Genomic DNA, 17395 nt, shown 5'->3' on the forward strand with positions numbered 1-17395 from the left:
TCACTGTGGCGACGCCGGGGCGACGAGACCGTCGCGGACGTCGAGAAACTGGGCCCGGCCGTCGAGGCCGTCGAAAAGCGACCGCTCGGTGCCGGTCAGAAAGGCCTGGCCGCCGCGCGCCACGATCTGGTCGTAGAGCAGGCCGCGCCGGCCGGGATCGAGATGGGCCGCCACCTCGTCGAGCAGCAGGACCGGCGCCCGCCCGCTGTCCGCCCCGACCAGGGCCGCCTGGGCCAGCACGATCGAGATCAGCAGCGCCTTCTGTTCCCCGGTCGAACATTGCGGTGCCGGCAGCGCCTTGCCGGCATGGAGGGCGGCCAGATCGCCGCGATGGGGCCCCAGGGTCTGGGCGCCCGCCTCGGCATCGCGGCCGCGCGCGGCGGCAAGCCCGGCCTGAAGCCGCGCCGCGATCTCGTCCGCCGCCGGTTCCGGCCAATTCTCCACCTCGCCGGTCAGGGCGAGACGGGCGACGGGAAAGCCGTTGTCGGCCTCGGCCATGGCCGCATTCAGGGCGGCGACGGCATCGCGCCGGTTCAGCGCGATGGCCGCCCCGGCGCGGGCGATCCGCGCTTCGAGGCCCGACAGCCATTGCCCGTCCCGCGGCCCCAGGGTAAGCAGGCGGATGCGTTCCTCGCGCGCTTTGTCATAGGCGACATGGGCCTCCGCATGGTCGGGCCGGCGCGCCATCACCAGCCGGTCGAGGAAGCGCCGGCGCCCGGCCGCGCCCTCGGTCCACAGCCGGTCCATGGCCGGGGTCAGCCACAGCAGGGACAGGTCGCGGGCAAGGCTGGCCTGGGTCGCGGCGGCGCCGTCGCGCTTCACCGCCCGGCGCTCGCTGCCCGGCTGCACCGCCGTGCCGAGGTCGAGCGCGGCCGGCAGGTCGCCGCCCTCCAGGCTGGCGGCGACCGCGAAACCGCCGCTGCCGCCCTGGCGGGCGATATCGCCCGGCTTGGCCAGCCGCAGCCCCCGCCCGGGCGAGAGCAGGGAGACCGCTTCGAGGACATTGGTCTTGCCCGCGCCGTTCGGGCCGGACAGGACCACCGCGCCGCGCCCCAGGCGCAATTCGGCGCGGCCGTAGCAGCGAAAGTCGGTCAGCACCAGGCGGGCGAGGAAGCGCCCGCCCGCCGCGCCGGGATGCCCCGCCGTTGCGCCTCGGTCAAAGGACTCCGGCCTGACCGCGAGCATCCCCCGGACCTCAGACGCGCATGGGCATGAGGACATAGAGGGTGGCGTCGTCGCCCTCGTCGCGCACCAGGGTCGGCGCCAGGGAATCCGCCAGCACGAAGCGCGCCACGTCGGATTCGATCTGCTGGGTGATGTCGAGCAGGTATTTGGCGTTGAAGCCGATCTCCATCGGGCTGGACCGATAGGAGGCGGCGACTTCCTCGACCGCGCTGCCATTGTCCGGGCTGGTCACCGACAGGGTGATGCGGTCCTGGTCGAGGATGAGTTTGACCGCCCGGGTCTTGTCGGTCGAGATCGTCGAGACGCGGTCGACGGCGGCGGCGAACAGCCGGGGATCGACTTCCAGCAGCTTGTCGTTCGCGGTCGGGATGACGCGGGAATATTCCGGGAAACTGCCGTCGATCAGCTTCGAGGTCAGCACCACATCGTCGAAGGCGAAGCGGATCTTGGTGTCCGACAGGGACACTTCGACCTCGCCCTCGGTCTCGTCGATCAGCTTGCGGACCTCGTTCACGGTCTTCCGCGGCACGATGGCGCCGGGCAGGCCGGCAGCGCCGGGCGGCAGCGGCACTTCGAAGCGGGCCAGGCGGTGGCCGTCGGTGGCGACGCCGCGCAGCACCGGCTGCCCCGCCGATTCCGTGGCATGGACATAGATGCCGTTCAGGTAGTAGCGGGTTTCCTCGGTCGAGATGGCGAAGCGGGTCTTGTCGATCAGGTCGCGCAGCGCTTCCGCCGCCAGGGTGAACTGATGCGGCAGGCCGGCATCGGCGATGACCGGAAAATCCTCCCGCGGGAGGCATTGCAGCTGGAAGCGCGAGCGGCCGGCGGCCAGCGTCATGCGCCCGCCGTCGTCGGCCTTGTAGGTCAGTTCGACGTCGGTGCCGTCGGCCAGTTTGCGCACGATGTCGAACAGCGTATGGGCCGAGGCCGTGGTCGCCCCGGCGCGCACCACATTGCAGGGCACGCTTTCGACGATGGCGAGGTCGAGATCGGTCGCGGTCAGGTGAAGATGGCCGTCCCGCGCCTCGATCAGCACGTTGGACAGGATGGGAATCGTGTTCCGACGCTCGACGACGCTGTGGATGTGGCCGAGGGTGCGCAGAAGGGCGCCGCGTTCGATGATCAGCTGCATACGTCGGTCTCGATCCGTCGTCGATGGTGAAGGCGTTTCCGGCCGGTCCTGAAGGACCGGCCAAACCGGCGGGAACCGGCCACGCACCGCCAAATCGAGAGCCGGCGGATCGACCATCCCGACCGGCGACACGGGGAATGAGAGTAGCAAATGGGCAAGCGCCCGCCAGCCCTATTTTTCGAGCGCCATCCCCTTGACCGGAAAGGGAAATTCCCCTCAGCCGGCGACCGCACGGGAACCGCGGGCGCGATCGCGCCTTGACAGTGATTCGCGCCGCGCCCGGATCAGGCTTCCAGCATGCGGCGCAGGCTGTCGATATCGTCGTGGAAGCTGCTGTCGGCGGCGCAAAGCTCCTCGATCTTGCGCACCGCGTGGATCACGGTCGTATGGTCGCGGCCGCCGAATTTCCGCCCGATCTCGGGCAGGGAGCGGGAGGTGAGCTGCTTGGCCAGATACATGGCGACCTGGCGCGGCCTTGCCACCACCCGGGCGCGCCGGGCCGACAGCAGGTCGTTCAGGCGGACGCCGTAATAATCGGCGACCTTCCGCTGGATTTCCTCGATCGTCACCCGGCGGTCGTTGGCGCGCAGCAAGTCCTGCAGCACTTCCTGCGCCATGTCGATGGTGACCGGGCGGCCCACCAGTTCGGCGAAGGCGACGACCCGGTTCAGCGCCCCTTCGAGTTCGCGCACGTTCGAGGTGATGCGATGGGCCAGGAATTCCAGCACCCGGCGCGGCACGTCGATCGGGCCCAGCCCCTCGATCTTCTGTTCGAGAATGCCGAGGCGCAGCTCGTAGTCGGTCGGATGGATATCGGCGACCAGGCCCCAGCCGAGGCGCGAGCGGATCCGCTCCTCGATGCCTTCGAGGTCGGTCGGGCTGCGGTCGGCGGAAATGATCACCTGGCGGTTGTGATCGACCAGGGCATTGAAGGTGTGGAAGAATTCTTCCTGGGTGCTGTCCTTGCCCGAGATGAACTGGACATCGTCGATCATCAGGATATCGACCGAGCGGAACTGTTCCTTGAAGGCCATCGTGTCCTTGAAGCGCAGCGCCCGGATGAACTGATACATGAATTTCTCGGCCGAGAGATAGATCACCTTCTTCTCGGGCGCCTTCTCGCGCAGGGCCCAGGCGATCGCATGCATCAGGTGGGTCTTGCCGAGGCCGACGCCGCCGTAAAGGAACAGGGGATTGAATTTCACCGCCTCGCCCTCGGCCACCCGGCGGGCGGCGGCATGGGCAAGCTCGTTGGATTTGCCGACGACGAAATTATCGAAGGTGAAGCGCGGGTCGAGCGGCGCGCCCACCCCCACATCCTCGCGGATCGCCGCGGCCGGCACGCTGACGGCGGCGGAAACCGCGGCCGTCGCGCCGATCGGCGCCGGGGCATAGGCGGCGGCCGGCCGGGCCGCGCCGGCAAGCGGCAGGGCCGCCCGCGCCGCGAGCGGCAGGCTGCCGTTGGCCGCGGCCGGCGGCGGCACCGGCACGGCGGTCGCCGCGGCGGCGGCGGTCGCGGCCATGCGCGGCGTCACCATGAAATCGACGAGGCCGACCTCAGGCTCCTCGGTCCGCCAGAGGGCGGTGAGACGGTCGGCGAAATGGCTGCGCACGTAATCGCGCATGAAGCTGGTGGGCACGCCCAGAACCACCGTGCCCGGCGCACGCAGTTCGAGCAGGCTGAGCGGACGGATCCAGCTCTGGAAGGTGTTGTCGCCGAGTTCCAGCCGCAGGCGCTTCTTCACCGCCGTCCAGGCCGCCTCGAATTGTTGGTGGTTGACCATGCCCGCTGAACCCGCCCGACACTTACGATCGCCGCAACCAACCGCTCCTCGGGTCTGATGCCCGTTCACGACGGGGCCCATGGCCCACGGCGTCGGAACCGTTCCCTTCACCCTTGCTGCCAGGGCAGGCCCGCGACCTTCCAGCCGCCCACCTTGCCCCGCTGCCGGCCGGTATCGAGATCGCCCTCGAAACCGCCAGTGATATTGTAGGCCGGCGCAATGCCGACCGCCGATACCGCCTGCGCCGCGGCCTTGGACCGCACGCCGGACCGACAGAGAAACAGCACCGGCGCGCCCGGACGATAACCGCCCTGGGCCAGCGCCGCTTTCACGTCGGCCACGAAATTCTTGTTCGCCACCATGCCGGGGAAATGGGCCCAGGCTACCAGCAGGGGCTTGCGCCCCACCGCCGACAGATCGGGCAGGCCGACGAAATTCCATTCCGCCTCGGAACGGACGTCGACCAGTACGGCGCCGGAGTCCTGGGCCAGGATACGCCACGCGTCACCAGGCGCGATATCACCCGCGTAATCCGCCACGACTCCAACTCCTCTCCATTACTCGGCGCAATCCCCGATACGGTTGCCGGCAGCTGATCGACCGATCACACCGAACAGAAGATCGAAGGAACCCGCCAGCAAAGGATCCCCGCAAAAGGATCGCAGCCGGATTCCCGTAAACAACAACGGTTGCCCCGCCATTCAATTCAGAAGAGCGAAAGAAAGACTTGCCCCGACCTCCATATTTACTGGAAAGCCGGGTGTTTTTACTTGCGCTCTTTGACGTCCTCGCCAGCCCTGCGAGGACCATCACCATATCAACCGTCACCGGGGGAGGCAACCGGACCGAAGCACGAACGACAAAGATTCCGACTCCAAAGCGGACCTTCGGACCCCGGTACCGCAGCGCCGGCGCCGGGGCGCCAAAACGCGAACGGCCCGCCGTTCAGCGGGCCGCAAACGCCGGGTCGCCCCGGTCGCGATCGGGATCAGAGACGATCGACCGCCCGCGCTGGGGCGGGGGCGACCGCTCAGTTGGCGCCGAGCGCCTTCACCCGGGCCGACAGGCGCGAGATCTTGCGCGAGGCGGTGTTCTTCTCGAGCACGCCCTTGGAGACGCCGCGCGCGATTTCCGGCTCGGCCGCCGCGAAGGCCGCCTTCGCGCCGGCCGCGTCGCCAGCCTCAAGCGCCGCCTCGACCTTCTTGATGAAGGTGCGGATGCGCGAGACGCGGGCGCGGTTGACCGCGGTGCGCCGTTCGGTAACGCGCACGCGCTTCTTTGCCGATTCCGTGTTCGCCATTGTGTTCAGACCTGATGTGGATAACCTAGAAAACGAGGGCGGACGTTTAGCACCGCCCCCGGGGAGAGTAAAGCGGATTCTGGCCGCTTCAGCGCTGCTTGAACGCCGGCTTCCGCTTCTCGACGAAGGCGGCCATGCCTTCCTTCTGGTCTTCGGTGGCGAAGGCCGAATGGAACAGGCGGCGCTCGAACAGCACGCCCTCGGCGAGCGTCGTCTCGTAGGACCGGTTCACCGCCTGCTTGGCCATGCGGGCGATCGGCTGGGACTTCTCGGCGATCGTATCGGCGATCTTCAGCACTTCGGCCAGCAGGTCGGCCACCGGGAACACGCGCGAGACGAGGCCCGAGCGCTCGGCCTCGGCGGCATCCATCATGCGGCCGGTCAGGCACATGTCCATCGCCTTGGACTTGCCGACGAAGCGGGTCAGGCGCTGCGAGCCGCCGATGCCGGGAATGACGCCGAGGTTGATCTCGGGCTGGCCGAATTTCGCCGTGTCGGAGGCGATGATGAAGTCGAACAGCATGGCCAGTTCGCAGCCGCCGCCGAGGGCATAGCCCGAGACCGCGGCGACAATCGGCTTCCGGATCGCGGTGATGCGGTCGTGCGGCTCGGCGAAGAAATCGGCCTTATACATATCCATATAGGACTGGGGCGCCATTTCCTTGATGTCGGCGCCGGCGGCGAACGCCTTGGTGCTGCCGGTGACGACGATGCAGCCGACCGCCTCGTCGCCGTCAAAGGCTTCGAGCGCGCTGCAAAGCTCGCCGAGCAGTTCGGCATTCAGGGCGTTCAGCGCCTGGGGCCGGTTCAGGGTGATGAGGCCGACCGCGCCGCGGATCTCGGTCAGGATGGTGGCATAGGCCATGGCGCACTCCGGTACGTTTCCGTTGATGGTTGTTTAGCGGGGGGAGGTTAGAGCGAAACCGGCCGCAGGTTGAAGCGCACATTTGCGCCGCCCCCATGCCCCGGCCGAATGGTGATGACCAGGACTTCCGACGCCCGGCGCCAGGCCGTGCCGTCCGCCGGCCCGGCCGGATCGCGCCGCCAGCCGAGCGCCGGCAGGCTGGCCTCGTAATAGCGGCGCACCGCCTCGGCGCTGACGCCGCCTTCGGTCTCGACATCGACGATGCGCCCGCCCGGGGTGTCGAACACGGTCCGAGTCTCGCCCCGCTCGGTCAGCCCCTCCATCAGGGGGACATCCTCCGAGCCGGTGAGAAAGCGGGTCGCCCCCGCCAGGGCCGGGGCGACGGCAAGCACCAGGATGAGGGCGAGGAAACCGCGCATGGCGGGCATGATAGACGTCATTTCTGGCAGCGGGGACAGAAATAGGTCGAACGGTTGCTTTGCACGATGCGCCGGATCACGCCCTTGCCGCAAGCCGGGCAGGGCTGGTCCGCCCGGTCGTAGACCTTGAAATTATGCTGGAAATAGCCGAGTTCGCCGTCCGCCTGGACATAGTCCCGCAAGGTCGAGCCGCCGGCGGCGATCGCCTCGGCCAGGACGTCGCGGATCGCCGGCACCAGGCGCTCGGCCCGGGCGCCAGCCACCGTCGCCGCCGCCCGCTCGGGCGAGATCTGCGCCCGGAACAGCGCTTCCGAGACATAGATATTGCCGAGGCCGGCGACGACCTTCTGATCCAGCAGCGCCGCCTTGATCGGCGTCCGCCGGCCGTCCAGGGCACGGCTGAGCGTCGGCCCGTCGAATTCATTGCCGAGCGGTTCCGGCCCGATGCCGGCGATCAGCGGATGCGCCGCCAGCGTCTCGACATGGTCGAGCACCATCAGCCCGAAGCGGCGATGGTCGTTGAAGACGACATGGGGCCCGTCCTCGGTGACGAACAGGACATGGTCGTGGCGGCCCGCCGGCCCCGGCTCCCCCGCGCCGATGTTCATCCGCCCCGACATGCCGAGATGGCCGATCAGCACCGTGCCGTCGTCCATTTCCCACAGCATGTATTTCGCCCGCCGGCGGATCGCGACGATACGCCGCCCGGTCAGGCGCTCGGCGAATCGGGGGGAGAAGGGCACGCGCAGGTCGGGCCGGCGCAGCTCGACCCGGCTCAGGCGGCGGCCTTCGAGGGCGCGGGCGAGGCCGCGGCAGACGGTTTCGACTTCAGGTAGCTCAGGCATGCGCGAAGCCTAGCGGGTCGCCACGCGGGGCGCTATGGTGTCGCGCCATGAGCCAGGACAGCCAGCACCCCGCCGGGGCCGATTCCACCACCCATTTCGGCTTCGAGACCGTCGCCGAGCAGGACAAGGCGCGCCGCGTGCGCGGCGTCTTCGACGCGGTCGCCAAGCGCTACGACGTGATGAACGATTTCATGTCGGGCGGCGTCCACCGGCTGTGGAAGACGGCCATGATCGACTGGCTGAACCCCGCCCCGCGCAGCCGCCTGCTGGACGTCGCGGGCGGCACCGGCGACATCGCCTTCCGCTTTCTCGACAAGGCGGGCGACGGCGCCCATGTCACCGTCGCCGACATCAATGCGGAAATGATCGTGGTCGGCCGCGACCGCGCTCTCGACCAGGGCCGCCTGGCGCTGGACTGGACCGTGGGCGATGCCGAGCGCCTGCCCTTCGCGGACCGCAGCTTCGACTATGTGACCATCGCCTTCGGCATCCGCAACGTCACCCGCATCCCGGTGGCGCTGAAGGACATGCGCCGGGTGCTGAAGCCGGGCGGGCGCTTCATGTGCCTCGAATTCTCGAAGGTCGTGGTGCCGGGCATGGACCGGGTCTACGAGGATTATTCCTTCAAGGTCATCCCGCGCATCGGCGGCCTCGTCGCCGGCAATGCGGATGCCTACCGCTATCTGGTCGAAAGCATCCGCCGCTTCCCCGACCAGGATACGTTCGCCGCCATGCTGCGCGAGGCCGGCTTCGAACAGGTGCAATACCGCAATCTCACCGGGGGCGTGGCCGCCATCCACAGCGGCTGGCGGCTCTAGGGCATGTTCGAAGCCCTGCGTCACGGTTTCCGCCTGTTCCGGGTCGCCCGCCGGCTGGCCGTCCACGACGCCCTGTTCCCCGCCGATATCGAAGCCGAACTGCCCGCCTTCGCGCGCCTGGGCCGGCGCCTGATGGCGCTCCAGCTGCTGCCCCGCCGCCGCCCGGAACTGGAGGGCAAGAGCCCGGGGGAACGCCTGGCGCTGGCCCTCGGCAGCCTGGGCCCGACCTATATCAAGCTCGGCCAGAGCCTGGCCGCCCGCCCCGACCTGGTGGGCGAGCCGGTGGCCCGGGCGCTGGCCCAATTGCAGGACCGCGTCCCGCCCTTCCCGGCCGAGGAGGCGAAACGCATCATCGAATACGAACTGATGCATCCGCTCGGCGAGATGTTCCAGTCGATCGACGATGTCCCCGTCGCCGCCGCCTCCATCGCCCAGGTCCATTTCGCCGTGACCCGCGAGGGCAAGGCCGTGGCGGTCAAGGTGCTGCGCCCGGGGATCGAGGCCGCCTTCCGCCGCGACCTCGATGCGCTGGCCTGGGCCGCCGGCTTTGCCGACCGGCACATCCCGCCCCTGAAACGCCTGCGCCCGCGGGACGTGGTGCGCACGCTGGCCGAAGTTTCCTTCCTCGAGATGGATCTCCGGCTCGAGGCGGCGGCGGCGTCCGAACTCGCCCTCTCCCTGCCCGGGGACGGCAAGGTGCGGGCGCCCGCGGTCGACTGGACCCGCACCGCGCGCCGGGTGCTCACCGTCGACCGGGTGACGGGCCTGCCGATCGGCGACCGCGCCGCCCTGGTCGCCGCCGGCCACGACCCCAAGGCATTGGCGACACGGCTGATGCAGAGCTTCCTGGACCAGGCGCTGGGCCACGGCTTCTTCCACGCCGACCTGCACCAGGGCAATCTCTTCGTCGGGGAAGACGGGGCGATCGTCGTCATCGACTTCGGCATCATGGGCCGGCTGTCCAAGGCCATGCGCCGCTTCATGGCGGAAACCCTGATCGGCTTCATCACCGCCGACTACCTGCGCGTCGCCCGGGTCCATGCCGAGGCGGGGATCCTGCCTGCCTCGAAATCGGTCGAACTCTTCGCCCAGGCCCTGCGCTCGATCGGCGAACCCATTCTCGGCAAGTCGACGCGGGACATTTCGATCGCCCGCCTGCTCCAGCAATTGTTCATGGTCACCGAAACCTTCGCCATGGAAACCCAGCCGGACCTGCTCCTGCTGCAGAAGACCATGGTGGTGGTCGAGGGCGTGTGCGGCACCCTCGATCCGGACATGAACATCTGGGAAGTCTCGCGCCCCGTGGTCGAGAAATGGCTGGTCGCCACCTTCTCGCCCGAACACCGCCTGCTCGATGCGGCGGAAGGCGCCGCCGGCATCATGCGCCGCCTGCCCGGCCTTATCGACAAGCTCGACCGGCTGGGCGCCCAGGTGACCGAGAACGGCCTCCGCCTGCACCCCGAAACCGCCCGCGCCATCGCCGAAGGCCAGGCCGTCACCCAGCGCCGCCTGTGGTGGGCGGTGATCGCCCTCGCCGCCGCCGTGGTCGTGCTCGCCGTCTTCGACTGATCCATCGCCACAAAACAACCCTGGCCTTGTTCCCGGCCGCCGGTCTACCTTCGGCGGACGAAAGATCAGCTTGCCCGGGGCCTTATGGTTGTCCGTATCCACACCGTCGCCTTCGAGGGGATCGAAGTCGTTCCCGTCGATGTCGAGGTTGCCCTGACCTCGGGCCTGCCGGCCTTCACCATCGTCGGCCTGCCGGACAAGGCGGTGGCGGAAAGCCGGGAACGGGTGCGGGCGGCGATCGGCGCCATCGGCCTCGGCCTGCCGCCGAAGCGGATCACGGTCAATCTCTCGCCCGCCGACCTGCCGAAGGAAGGCAGCCATTTCGATCTCGCCATCGCCCTCGGCCTGATGGCGGCCATGGCCGTGCTGCCGGTCGATGAGTTGGACGGCTATGTCGCACTCGGCGAATTGTCGCTGGACGGGCGGGTCAACCCGGTGGCCGGGGTGCTGAATGCCGCCGTCTTCGCCGCCGGCGACGACCGGGGCCTGATCTGCCCCGAAGTCTCGGGCCCCGAGGCGGCCTGGGCCGGCGGGCTGGAAATCCTGGCCCCGGCCTCGCTGATCGCCCTGGTCAATCATTTCAAGGGCACCCAGATCCTGGCCCCGCCGCGGGCCCGGCCGCCCGCCGCAGCCGGACAGGGCCCCGACCTTCGCGACGTCAAGGGCCAGGAAAGCGCCAAACGCGCGCTCGAGATCGCGGCCGCCGGCGGTCATCACCTCTTGATGATCGGGCCGCCGGGCTCGGGTAAATCGATGCTGGCGGCGCGCCTGCCCGGCCTGCTGCCGCCGCTCGAACCGGCCGAGGCGCTGGAGCTTTCGCTCATCCAGTCGGTCGCCGGGCAATTGGCCGGGGGCACCGTCAGCCGCCGCCGGCCCTTTCGCGATCCCCATCATTCGGCCAGCCAAGCCGCCCTGGTCGGCGGCGGCCAGCGGGCGAAGCCGGGCGAGGTCAGCCTGGCCCATCGCGGCGTGCTCTTCCTCGACGAATTGCCGGAATTCCAGCGCGGCGCCCTGGACGCGCTGCGCCAGCCGGTCGAGACCGGGCGCGCGGTGGTCGCCCGCGCCAATGCCCATGTCGCCTATCCCGCCCGCTTCCAACTGGTGGCGGCCATGAACCCCTGCCGCTGCGGCCATCTCGCGGATGCGGGGCTGGCCTGCGCCAAGGCCCCCAAATGCGCCGCCGACTATCAGAGCCGCCTGTCCGGCCCCCTGCTCGACCGTTTCGATCTCGCGGTCGAGGTGCCGGCGGTGTCGGTCGGCGACCTCGCCCTGCCGCCGCCGGCGGAGGGCAGTGCCGAGGTCGCGGCGCGGGTGGCGGCGGCCCGCGCCGCCCAGGCCGCCCGCTTCACCGGCACCGGGATCGCGACCAATGCGGAAATGGAGGGCGAGGTCCTCGACCGCCATGCGACGCCCGACGCCGCCGGCCGCGCCCTGCTGATCGAGGCGGCCCAGCGCCTGCGCCTGTCCGCCCGCGGCTATCACCGGGTGCTGCGGGTGGCGCGCACCGTCGCCGACCTCGCCGGCCGGGCCGGCGTCGCCCGCATCGACGTCGCCGAAGCCCTGTCGTACCGGCGGCGCGAGCCCGCCGGCTAGGGCAAAGACCTCAGAAGCTGATGCGGCCGGTCATGTAGAAGCTGCGCCCGGCCTCGGGATAGCCTTCCTGCACCTGATAGGTTTCATCGAAGAGGTTGCGCGCCCCGGCCAGCAGGCTGACATTGGCGTTCAGCCGATATTCGGCGGCGAGATTGACCAGGGCGAAGCCGTCCTGCCGGAACACCGCATCCTCGAAGCGGCTGCTCGAATAGCGGCTGCTCGACAGTTCGGCGCTGGGGGTCAGGGTGAACTCCTCGCAAGGCTGCCAGTCGGCATAGACGAAGGCATAGTGGCGCGGCGTGCCCACCGGCTTCAGCCCGGGGAACGAGGGCGCGTTGACCTCGCGCTCCAGGAACGTGTAGTTGGCGCCGAGGCGCAGGCTTTCCAGCGCCGCCCATTCGAGCTTCAGTTCGGCGCCGTAATATTCGCCGTCGCCGACATTCTGATTCTGCCACAGCACTGGCGCCGTGGTCAGCGCGATCGCCTGGATGACGTCCTCGACGTCGCTGTAGAAGATCGAGGCGCCGACATCGAGGGTACCGCCGACGCTGCCCGACCAGCCGATCTCGTAATTGGTCGCGCGCTCGGCCTGAAGATCCGGATTCGGCTGCGAGGTGCTGAAGCGGGTGCTGAAACGCTCCCACAGGGTCGGGAACCGGGTGCGGCTGGAAACGCTGGCATGCAGCCGGCCCTGGGCGCCGAGATCGTAGAGCAGCGCCCCCTGCCAGTTGATCGCATCGTCCGTCGTCAGCGGATAGGTGAAGACGCCGACGCCGTTGAAATCCTCGGCCTTCTCGAGGCTGCGCCGGTCGTAGGAAAGGCCGGCGACGAAATCGAGCCGGTCGGTCACATGGAAGGTATTCTCGAGGCCGAAGGACCAGACGTCCTCGACCTGCCGGATGGTCGGATCGAAGGCGGCGCCGGCAGCGCCCGGCGCGTCGATATTGCGGCTCTCATGCGCATCGCGGCGGTAGTGCACCGCCGCCTTCAGGAGGTTGCGCTCGATCAGTTCGGTGCCCACCTCGATGCTGCCGCCGTAACCGTATTCGTCGTAATAGCTGTCGAAGGCGAAGGGATTGCCGGTGCGGGCCTGGGTCGAATAGGTGGCGTCGTCGAAGGAACTCAGGAGATTGCTGAGTTCGTTGTAGAACAGCTTGGTGTCGACATAGGACTTGGCGCCGAGCGCCGTGTGCGACAGGAAGTAGATGCTTTCATAATCCCAGGTCGGCCATGTCCACAGGCGCTGGGCCTGGCCGGCGCCGATGGTCGGGGTGATGCCGCGAACGCGCTGCGTCACGTCCAGCGGCGCTTCCTTCTCGCCTTCCTGATGGGTGAAGCTGAGCGAATATTCGTCGGTCGCATTCGGCGTGAAACCGGCCTTCAGGTTCATGCGCCAATCCACCGTCGCCGAATGGTCGCGCAGGCCCCCGTCCTCGACCGGCGGGCCGTTGCCGACCGCCGGCGCGCGGTAGGAGTCGGGCAGGTACCAGCCGTCGCTGTCGCGCACGGCGGCGCCGGCCTGGAGATAGAAACGCTCGCGCAGCACGCCGATCGAGCCGGCGCTGGTGAAACTGGTCACCGAGCCGGTATTGCCCATCTCGATGCCGAAGCGGGCGTCGCCCTCGAAATCCTTGGCCGGCTTCCGCGTCACCAGGTTGATGGCGCCGCCCATGCCGCCCGGCCCGTTCAGCACCGAGACATAGCCCTTCTGCACCTGCACCTCGGCAAGGTCGGGGGTGAGGAAGCGGCCGAGGTCGAGACGGTTGTCATAGGGCAGATAGACCCGGACGCCGTCGATCGACAACGGCACCTGGAACAGGTCGAAGCCGCGCACGAAGGCGATCTTCTCGTTGCGGCTACCGCCGAAGCCGTCGACATGGACGCCCGGGACCAGGGTCAGGGCATCATCCAGCGAATTGCGGTTGAAGCGATAGATCTCCTCGTCGCCGATCGCGTCCTGCGACGGGGCTTCGCCGGCGGTCTGGCCGCCGGGGGCCTCGCCGATCACGACGATCTCGCCCAATTCGAACACGCGGCCGGGCTCGTCGGCGGATTGGGCAAGGGCGGTGCCACCGCCCAGGGCGGCCGCCAAGGCGGCCATCGTAATATTCGTATGGATATAGCGCATGCCGGTTCCCCCCTGTCCATGCCCGTTCCCGACCTTATCCGGTCGACGATATGTTTTTCCGAATATATCGTGTGGGCGGGTGGCGCAAGTCATTCCGCACGTGGGGAGGGAAGGAAATCATCGAAATGACGATACTGCGCCTGCTCGGTTTCGCCTCGGCGCTGGTGCTGGCGCTGGCCGGGCCGCCCGCCGTGGCCCGCGATACGGGGGATGCGACGGGGCGTATCCTTGCCGTCCCCGATACCGTCGCCCGCGTCTTTGCCGCCGGGCCGCCGGCCGGCCTGATCCTCTACTCCCTGGCGCCGGACCGCCTGCTGGGCTGGCCCCGGCCGCTGGCGCCGGAAAGCCTGGCCCTGTTGCCGGCGGATGCGGCAAAGCCCGCCTATGGCCGGCTGACCGGCAAGGGCGACGAAGCCAACCTCGAAACCATCCTGAAGCTGAAGCCCGATCTGATCGTCGATGTCGGCAGCATCGGCCCCACCTATGTCTCGCTGGCGACGCGGGTGCAGGAGCAGACCGGCGTGCCGGTCCTGCTGTTCGACGGCCGGCTCGACGCGCTGGCCGCCACCTACCGCCGGCTGGGCGGGATCCTCGGCCTTGCGGCCGAGGCCGAGATCCGGGCCGCCTGGATCGAGAGCCGCCTTGCCCGCGTGCGCGACCGGCTGCGCGACCTGCCGCCCGAGCGGCGGCCGCGCGTCTATTTCGCCCGCGGGCCCGAGGGCCTGGAGACGGCGCGGGCGGGCTCGATCAACGTCGAGGCGATCGATTATGCCGGCGGGCGCAATGTCGCGGGCGAGGCGCTGGGCGGCGGCAGTCTCGTCACCGTGTCGCTCGAACAGGTGCTGGCCTTCGACCCCGATATCATCATCGCCATGGAGCCCGCCTTTCATGCCGCCCTGAACGGCGATCCCCTGTGGCGCCAATTGCGCGCCGTCGGCGTGGGACGGGCGGTGCTGGCGCCCCAATCGCCTTTCCCCTGGGTCGATTATCCGCCGTCCGTGAACCGGGTGCTGGGCGTGCTGTGGCTGGCCGCCCTGTTCCACCCGGATCTCTTCCCCGAGGACCTGCGGGCCGAGGTGCGGGATTTCCACCGCCTGTTCTACCACCGCACGCCGAGCGAGACCGAATTGGACGCGCTGCTCGCCGCCGCCGCCTGGCCCTGATGCGCGCCCTGCCCTGGTCCCTGGTCCCGGTGATCCTGCTCGTCCTGGCGGCGGGGGCGCTGGCCTTCGGCGCCTATCCGGTGGTGCCGGGCGAGATGCTGCAATGGCTGTGGTGGCGGCTCGGCGACGGGCCGCCGCCGCCGCCGGCCGTCGTTTCGGTGATCGAGGGCATCCGGGGCCCGCGCATTGCCGCCGCCCTGCTGATCGGCGCCGGCCTGTCGCTGGCCGGCGCCGCCTATCAGAGCCTGTTCCGCAACCCGCTGGTCTCGCCCGACCTGCTCGGCGTCTCGGCCGGGGCGGCACTGGGCGCCGTGCTCGGCATTTTCCTGTCGCTGCCGGCGGCGGGCATCCAGGGGCTTTCCTTCGCCGGGGGGCTCGTCGCCGTCGGCCTCGTCTATCTTCTGGCGCGGGCGGTCGCGGCGCGCGATCCCCTGCTGGTGCTGGTGCTGGCGGGGATCGTCATCGGCACCCTGTTCGGCGCCGGCCTGTCCATCCTGAAAGTGCTGGCCGATCCCTACAACCAGTTGCCGGCGATCACCTTCTGGCTGCTGGGCAGCCTTGCCGGGATCCGCGCCGACGAGGTTCTGCTGCTGCTGCCGGCGGCGCTGGCCGGCATGGCCGTGCTTCTCGTCCTGCATTGGCGCATCGACGTCATGACCTTGGGCGAGGACGAGGCGCGGGCGCTCGGCGTCGCCACCGGGCGGCTGCGCCTGGCCGTCATCGCCGCCGCCACCCTGCTGACCGCGGCGGCGGTCGCCTTCAGCGGCATCATCGGCTGGGTCGGGCTGGTGGTGCCCCATCTCGCCCGCCTGGCGGTCGGGCCGCGCTTCGCCCGGCTCGGCCCGGCTTCGGCCGCGATCGGGGCGGGCTTCCTTCTCGCCGTCGATACGCTTGCCCGCAGCGCCGCCGACGTCGAGATCCCGCTCGGCATCCTGACCGCGCTGGTCGGCACGCCGATCTTCGTCTGGCTGCTGGCCGCGCGCTCGGCGGAGGCGTGACGCCCATGGCCCTGATCGCCCTCGACGGCCTCGCCTTCGGCCATGGCGGCCGCGCCGTCGGCACCGGCATCGCCCTGTCGCTGGCCGCCGGCGAGGTCCTGTGCCTGCTGGGGCCGAACGGCAGCGGCAAGACCAGCCTGCTGAAGACCGTGCTCGGCCTGCTGCCGCCCCTGGCCGGCCGGGTCCTGATCGGCGGCGAGGATGCCCGCGGCTGGCCGCCGGCGCGCCGGGCCCGCGCCCTGGCCCATGTGCCCCAAAGCGCCCCGGACGGCTTCGCCTTTTCCGTGCTCGACATGGTGCTGATGGGGCGGACGGCGCGGCTCGGCCCGTTCGGCCATCCGGGCACGCACGACCGGGCGCTGGCCGCCCGGGCGCTCGAACGGCTGGGCATCGCGGCGCTGGCCGGCCGCGCCTTCACCGGCCTCAGCGGCGGCGAGCGGCAATTGGTGCTGATCGCCCGGGCCCTGGCCCAGGAAGCCGACGCCATCCTTCTGGACGAGCCGACCGCCAGCCTCGATTTCGCCAACCAGGAACGGGTGCTCGCCGTCATCGCCGGGCTGAAGCACGACGGGCTGGCGGTCGTCTTCACCACCCATCACCCCGACCATGCCTTCGCCGTCGCCGACCGCGCCGCCCTGCTGCGGGACGGCCGCCTGATCGGCCAGGGCCCGGTCGGCGACGTCCTGAGCGAGGCTGCGCTCGGCGAACTCTACGGCACCCCGGTCAGGGTGGTCGAGGTCGCCGGGCGCAGGCTGTGTCTTGCCGCTCAGTCGACGGCGATCATCACGTCCGAGGCCTTGACCACGCCGTAGGCCTCGGCGCCGACGACGAGGCCAAGCTCGTCCACCGCCTGGTTGGTGATCGAGGCGGTGACGACGGTGCCGGCAACATCGAGCCGGACATGGGCCGTCGTCGCCCCCTTCACGATCTCGACGATCTTGCCTTTCAGCAAGTTGCGGGCGCTGATTCTCATTCAAGTCTCCTGTTTGCTTTGGTTGCGCCTCAGCCCGTCTCGAAATCGCCGGGCTGGGGCGGGGCGATCGGCGTGAACAGACACCGGTCGGGCTTCAGGTCGAGAAGCGGCGTGCCGTCGAGGCAGTCGAGCCCCCGGACCAGAAGGACGGACCCCTCGCGCCCGGCAAGGCTCGCGATCGACGTGCCGATCGGATTGGGCCGGACGGGAGAGCGGATGGCGAAAGTGCCCCTGGTCGCGCCGTCGTCCGCCGGGCTTTGGCGCACGAGGTCGCGGCGCGACTGGTGCAGCCAGTAAAGCACCTCGATCCGCTCGAAGGCCTCGATCCCGTCGAGCGCGGCGTCCCAGGGCGGCGCCACCTCGATCCGGCACAGCGGGCCGTCGGCCCGGCCCTGGCGCGGGCACTCCAGCCGCGAAGTCCAGGGCGTGCGGATCCGGCCGATGAAGACCAGCCCGGCATCGACCGGGGCCGGCGCGTCGACCGCCACTTCATTGAGGCGGATCTCGTTCAACCTGACCATGCCCATCCCCCGCCCGGCGCCTTGCCCCCCGGACCTCGAAAACCGCCTCACCCTGGCCCCGCGCCGCCGGGCGGACAATCGCCCGGTCACCAGAACAGGCCC

The 17395-nt window shown here is 69.7% G+C and carries 17 protein-coding genes; 6 read left to right on the top strand and 11 right to left on the bottom strand.

Features of this window, described 5'->3' with window-relative positions; all coding sequences use genetic code 11:
• The 8 genes from recF to mutM all read right to left on the bottom strand — a co-directional run bounded on the left by recF (nt 1) and on the right by mutM (nt 7530).
• Nucleotides 1–1185 carry a DNA replication/repair protein RecF gene (gene recF / locus DKG75_RS10720; RefSeq protein WP_109921118.1) on the bottom strand — a complete coding sequence of 395 codons (1185 nt, stop codon included), beginning with the start codon at nt 1183–1185 and terminating at the stop codon, nt 1–3.
• 10 nt (nt 1186–1195) lie between these two features.
• Nucleotides 1196–2317 (bottom strand): DNA polymerase III subunit beta, encoded by a 1122-nt coding sequence (dnaN, locus tag DKG75_RS10725; protein WP_109921119.1) that lies wholly within the window; start codon nt 2315–2317, stop codon nt 1196–1198.
• Nucleotides 2318–2601: 284 nt separating this feature from the next.
• Nucleotides 2602–4101: a chromosomal replication initiator protein DnaA gene (gene dnaA, locus DKG75_RS10730; RefSeq protein ID WP_109921120.1), complete on the bottom strand. Its 1500-nt coding sequence runs from the start codon at nt 4099–4101 to the stop codon at nt 2602–2604.
• Between the two features lie 107 nt (nt 4102–4208).
• Nucleotides 4209–4640, bottom strand: coding sequence for a rhodanese-like domain-containing protein (locus DKG75_RS10735; RefSeq protein ID WP_109921121.1), 432 nt, complete (start codon nt 4638–4640; stop codon nt 4209–4211).
• 491 nt (nt 4641–5131) lie between these two features.
• Complete coding sequence (gene rpsT, locus DKG75_RS10740) at nt 5132–5401, bottom strand: 30S ribosomal protein S20 (protein WP_109921122.1); 270 nt, start codon at nt 5399–5401, stop codon at nt 5132–5134.
• 88 nt (nt 5402–5489) lie between these two features.
• On the bottom strand, nt 5490–6266 hold the full coding sequence (locus DKG75_RS10745) for an enoyl-CoA hydratase (RefSeq protein WP_109921123.1): 777 nt from the start codon (nt 6264–6266) through the stop codon (nt 5490–5492).
• A 47-nt stretch (nt 6267–6313) separates the two neighbouring features.
• A complete protein-coding gene (locus tag DKG75_RS10750) occupies nt 6314–6694 on the bottom strand; it encodes a hypothetical protein (protein WP_109921124.1) in 381 nt (126 codons plus the stop codon).
• An 8-nt stretch (nt 6695–6702) separates the two neighbouring features.
• Nucleotides 6703–7530 (bottom strand): bifunctional DNA-formamidopyrimidine glycosylase/DNA-(apurinic or apyrimidinic site) lyase, encoded by an 828-nt coding sequence (gene mutM / locus DKG75_RS10755; protein ID WP_109921125.1) that lies wholly within the window; start codon nt 7528–7530, stop codon nt 6703–6705.
• A gap of 47 nt (nt 7531–7577) precedes the next feature.
• Here mutM and ubiE point away from each other — a divergent pair, with 47 nt between their 5' ends.
• From ubiE to DKG75_RS10770, 3 genes are all read left to right on the top strand, one after another.
• The gene (gene ubiE / locus DKG75_RS10760) at nt 7578–8348 is read left to right on the top strand and encodes a bifunctional demethylmenaquinone methyltransferase/2-methoxy-6-polyprenyl-1,4-benzoquinol methylase UbiE (protein ID WP_109921126.1); all 771 of its coding nucleotides are present in this window, start codon (nt 7578–7580) and stop codon (nt 8346–8348) included.
• A gap of 3 nt (nt 8349–8351) precedes the next feature.
• Entirely contained in the window at nt 8352–9917 is a 1566-nt protein-coding gene (gene ubiB, locus DKG75_RS10765) for a 2-polyprenylphenol 6-hydroxylase (RefSeq protein WP_109921127.1), read from the top strand.
• Nucleotides 9918–10001: 84 nt separating this feature from the next.
• Nucleotides 10002–11510, top strand: a complete 1509-nt coding sequence (locus DKG75_RS10770; RefSeq protein ID WP_109921128.1) for a YifB family Mg chelatase-like AAA ATPase — start codon at nt 10002–10004, stop codon at nt 11508–11510.
• 10 nt (nt 11511–11520) lie between these two features.
• Here the strand turns inward: DKG75_RS10770 and DKG75_RS10775 are convergent, their stop codons facing one another.
• Nucleotides 11521–13611: a TonB-dependent receptor gene (locus tag DKG75_RS10775; RefSeq protein ID WP_109921704.1), complete on the bottom strand. Its 2091-nt coding sequence runs from the start codon at nt 13609–13611 to the stop codon at nt 11521–11523.
• 152 nt (nt 13612–13763) lie between these two features.
• Between DKG75_RS10775 and DKG75_RS10780 the strand changes: the two genes are divergently transcribed.
• Genes DKG75_RS10780 through DKG75_RS10790 form a run of 3 tightly spaced genes read left to right on the top strand, consistent with a single transcriptional unit; the run spans nt 13764 to nt 16611 of the window.
• Nucleotides 13764–14801, top strand: coding sequence for an ABC transporter substrate-binding protein (locus DKG75_RS10780; protein WP_109921129.1), 1038 nt, complete (start codon nt 13764–13766; stop codon nt 14799–14801).
• The gene (locus DKG75_RS10785; RefSeq protein WP_109921130.1) at nt 14801–15799 is read left to right on the top strand and encodes a FecCD family ABC transporter permease; all 999 of its coding nucleotides are present in this window, start codon (nt 14801–14803) and stop codon (nt 15797–15799) included. The genes DKG75_RS10780 and DKG75_RS10785 overlap by 1 nt, the downstream gene beginning before the upstream one ends.
• Before the next feature lie 5 nt (nt 15800–15804).
• Nucleotides 15805–16611 carry an ABC transporter ATP-binding protein gene (locus tag DKG75_RS10790; RefSeq protein ID WP_109921131.1) on the top strand — a complete coding sequence of 269 codons (807 nt, stop codon included), beginning with the start codon at nt 15805–15807 and terminating at the stop codon, nt 16609–16611.
• On the opposite strand, the gene DKG75_RS10795 is transcribed toward DKG75_RS10790, so the two are convergent.
• Both DKG75_RS10795 and tsaA read right to left on the bottom strand, forming a co-directional pair.
• Nucleotides 16566–16772, bottom strand: a complete 207-nt coding sequence (locus tag DKG75_RS10795) for a TOBE domain-containing protein (protein WP_109921132.1) — start codon at nt 16770–16772, stop codon at nt 16566–16568. The genes DKG75_RS10790 and DKG75_RS10795 overlap by 46 nt on opposite strands.
• Nucleotides 16773–16801: 29 nt before the next feature.
• Nucleotides 16802–17293: a tRNA (N6-threonylcarbamoyladenosine(37)-N6)-methyltransferase TrmO gene (gene tsaA, locus DKG75_RS10800; protein ID WP_109921705.1), complete on the bottom strand. Its 492-nt coding sequence runs from the start codon at nt 17291–17293 to the stop codon at nt 16802–16804.
• Nucleotides 17294–17395: the final 102 nt, after the last annotated feature.

Origin of the sequence: Zavarzinia compransoris, from assembly GCF_003173055.1 — a bacterium.
In the GTDB taxonomy this organism is placed as follows: Bacteria; Pseudomonadota; Alphaproteobacteria; order Zavarziniales; family Zavarziniaceae; genus Zavarzinia; species Zavarzinia compransoris.

Bases quoted from the DNA above. Each gene is read 5' to 3' on its own strand.
- recF (WP_109921118.1), bottom strand. From the start codon at position 1,185: ATGCTCGCGGTCAGGCCGGAGTCCTTTGACCGAGGCGCAACGGCGGGG.
- dnaN (WP_109921119.1), bottom strand. From the start codon at position 2,317: ATGCAGCTGATCATCGAACGCGGCGCCCTTCTGCGCACCCTCGGCCAC.
- dnaA (WP_109921120.1), bottom strand. From the start codon at position 4,101: ATGGTCAACCACCAACAATTCGAGGCGGCCTGGACGGCGGTGAAGAAG.
- rpsT (WP_109921122.1), bottom strand. From the start codon at position 5,401: ATGGCGAACACGGAATCGGCAAAGAAGCGCGTGCGCGTTACCGAACGG.
- DKG75_RS10745 (WP_109921123.1), bottom strand. From the start codon at position 6,266: ATGGCCTATGCCACCATCCTGACCGAGATCCGCGGCGCGGTCGGCCTC.
- DKG75_RS10750 (WP_109921124.1), bottom strand. From the start codon at position 6,694: ATGCCCGCCATGCGCGGTTTCCTCGCCCTCATCCTGGTGCTTGCCGTC.
- mutM (WP_109921125.1), bottom strand. From the start codon at position 7,530: ATGCCTGAGCTACCTGAAGTCGAAACCGTCTGCCGCGGCCTCGCCCGC.
- ubiE (WP_109921126.1), top strand. From the start codon at position 7,578: ATGAGCCAGGACAGCCAGCACCCCGCCGGGGCCGATTCCACCACCCAT.
- ubiB (WP_109921127.1), top strand. From the start codon at position 8,352: ATGTTCGAAGCCCTGCGTCACGGTTTCCGCCTGTTCCGGGTCGCCCGC.
- DKG75_RS10770 (WP_109921128.1), top strand. From the start codon at position 10,002: ATGGTTGTCCGTATCCACACCGTCGCCTTCGAGGGGATCGAAGTCGTT.
- DKG75_RS10775 (WP_109921704.1), bottom strand. From the start codon at position 13,611: ATGGCCGCCTTGGCGGCCGCCCTGGGCGGTGGCACCGCCCTTGCCCAA.
- DKG75_RS10780 (WP_109921129.1), top strand. From the start codon at position 13,764: ATGACGATACTGCGCCTGCTCGGTTTCGCCTCGGCGCTGGTGCTGGCG.
- DKG75_RS10785 (WP_109921130.1), top strand. From the start codon at position 14,801: ATGCGCGCCCTGCCCTGGTCCCTGGTCCCGGTGATCCTGCTCGTCCTG.
- DKG75_RS10790 (WP_109921131.1), top strand. From the start codon at position 15,805: ATGGCCCTGATCGCCCTCGACGGCCTCGCCTTCGGCCATGGCGGCCGC.
- DKG75_RS10795 (WP_109921132.1), bottom strand. From the start codon at position 16,772: ATGAGAATCAGCGCCCGCAACTTGCTGAAAGGCAAGATCGTCGAGATC.
- tsaA (WP_109921705.1), bottom strand. From the start codon at position 17,293: ATGGTCAGGTTGAACGAGATCCGCCTCAATGAAGTGGCGGTCGACGCG.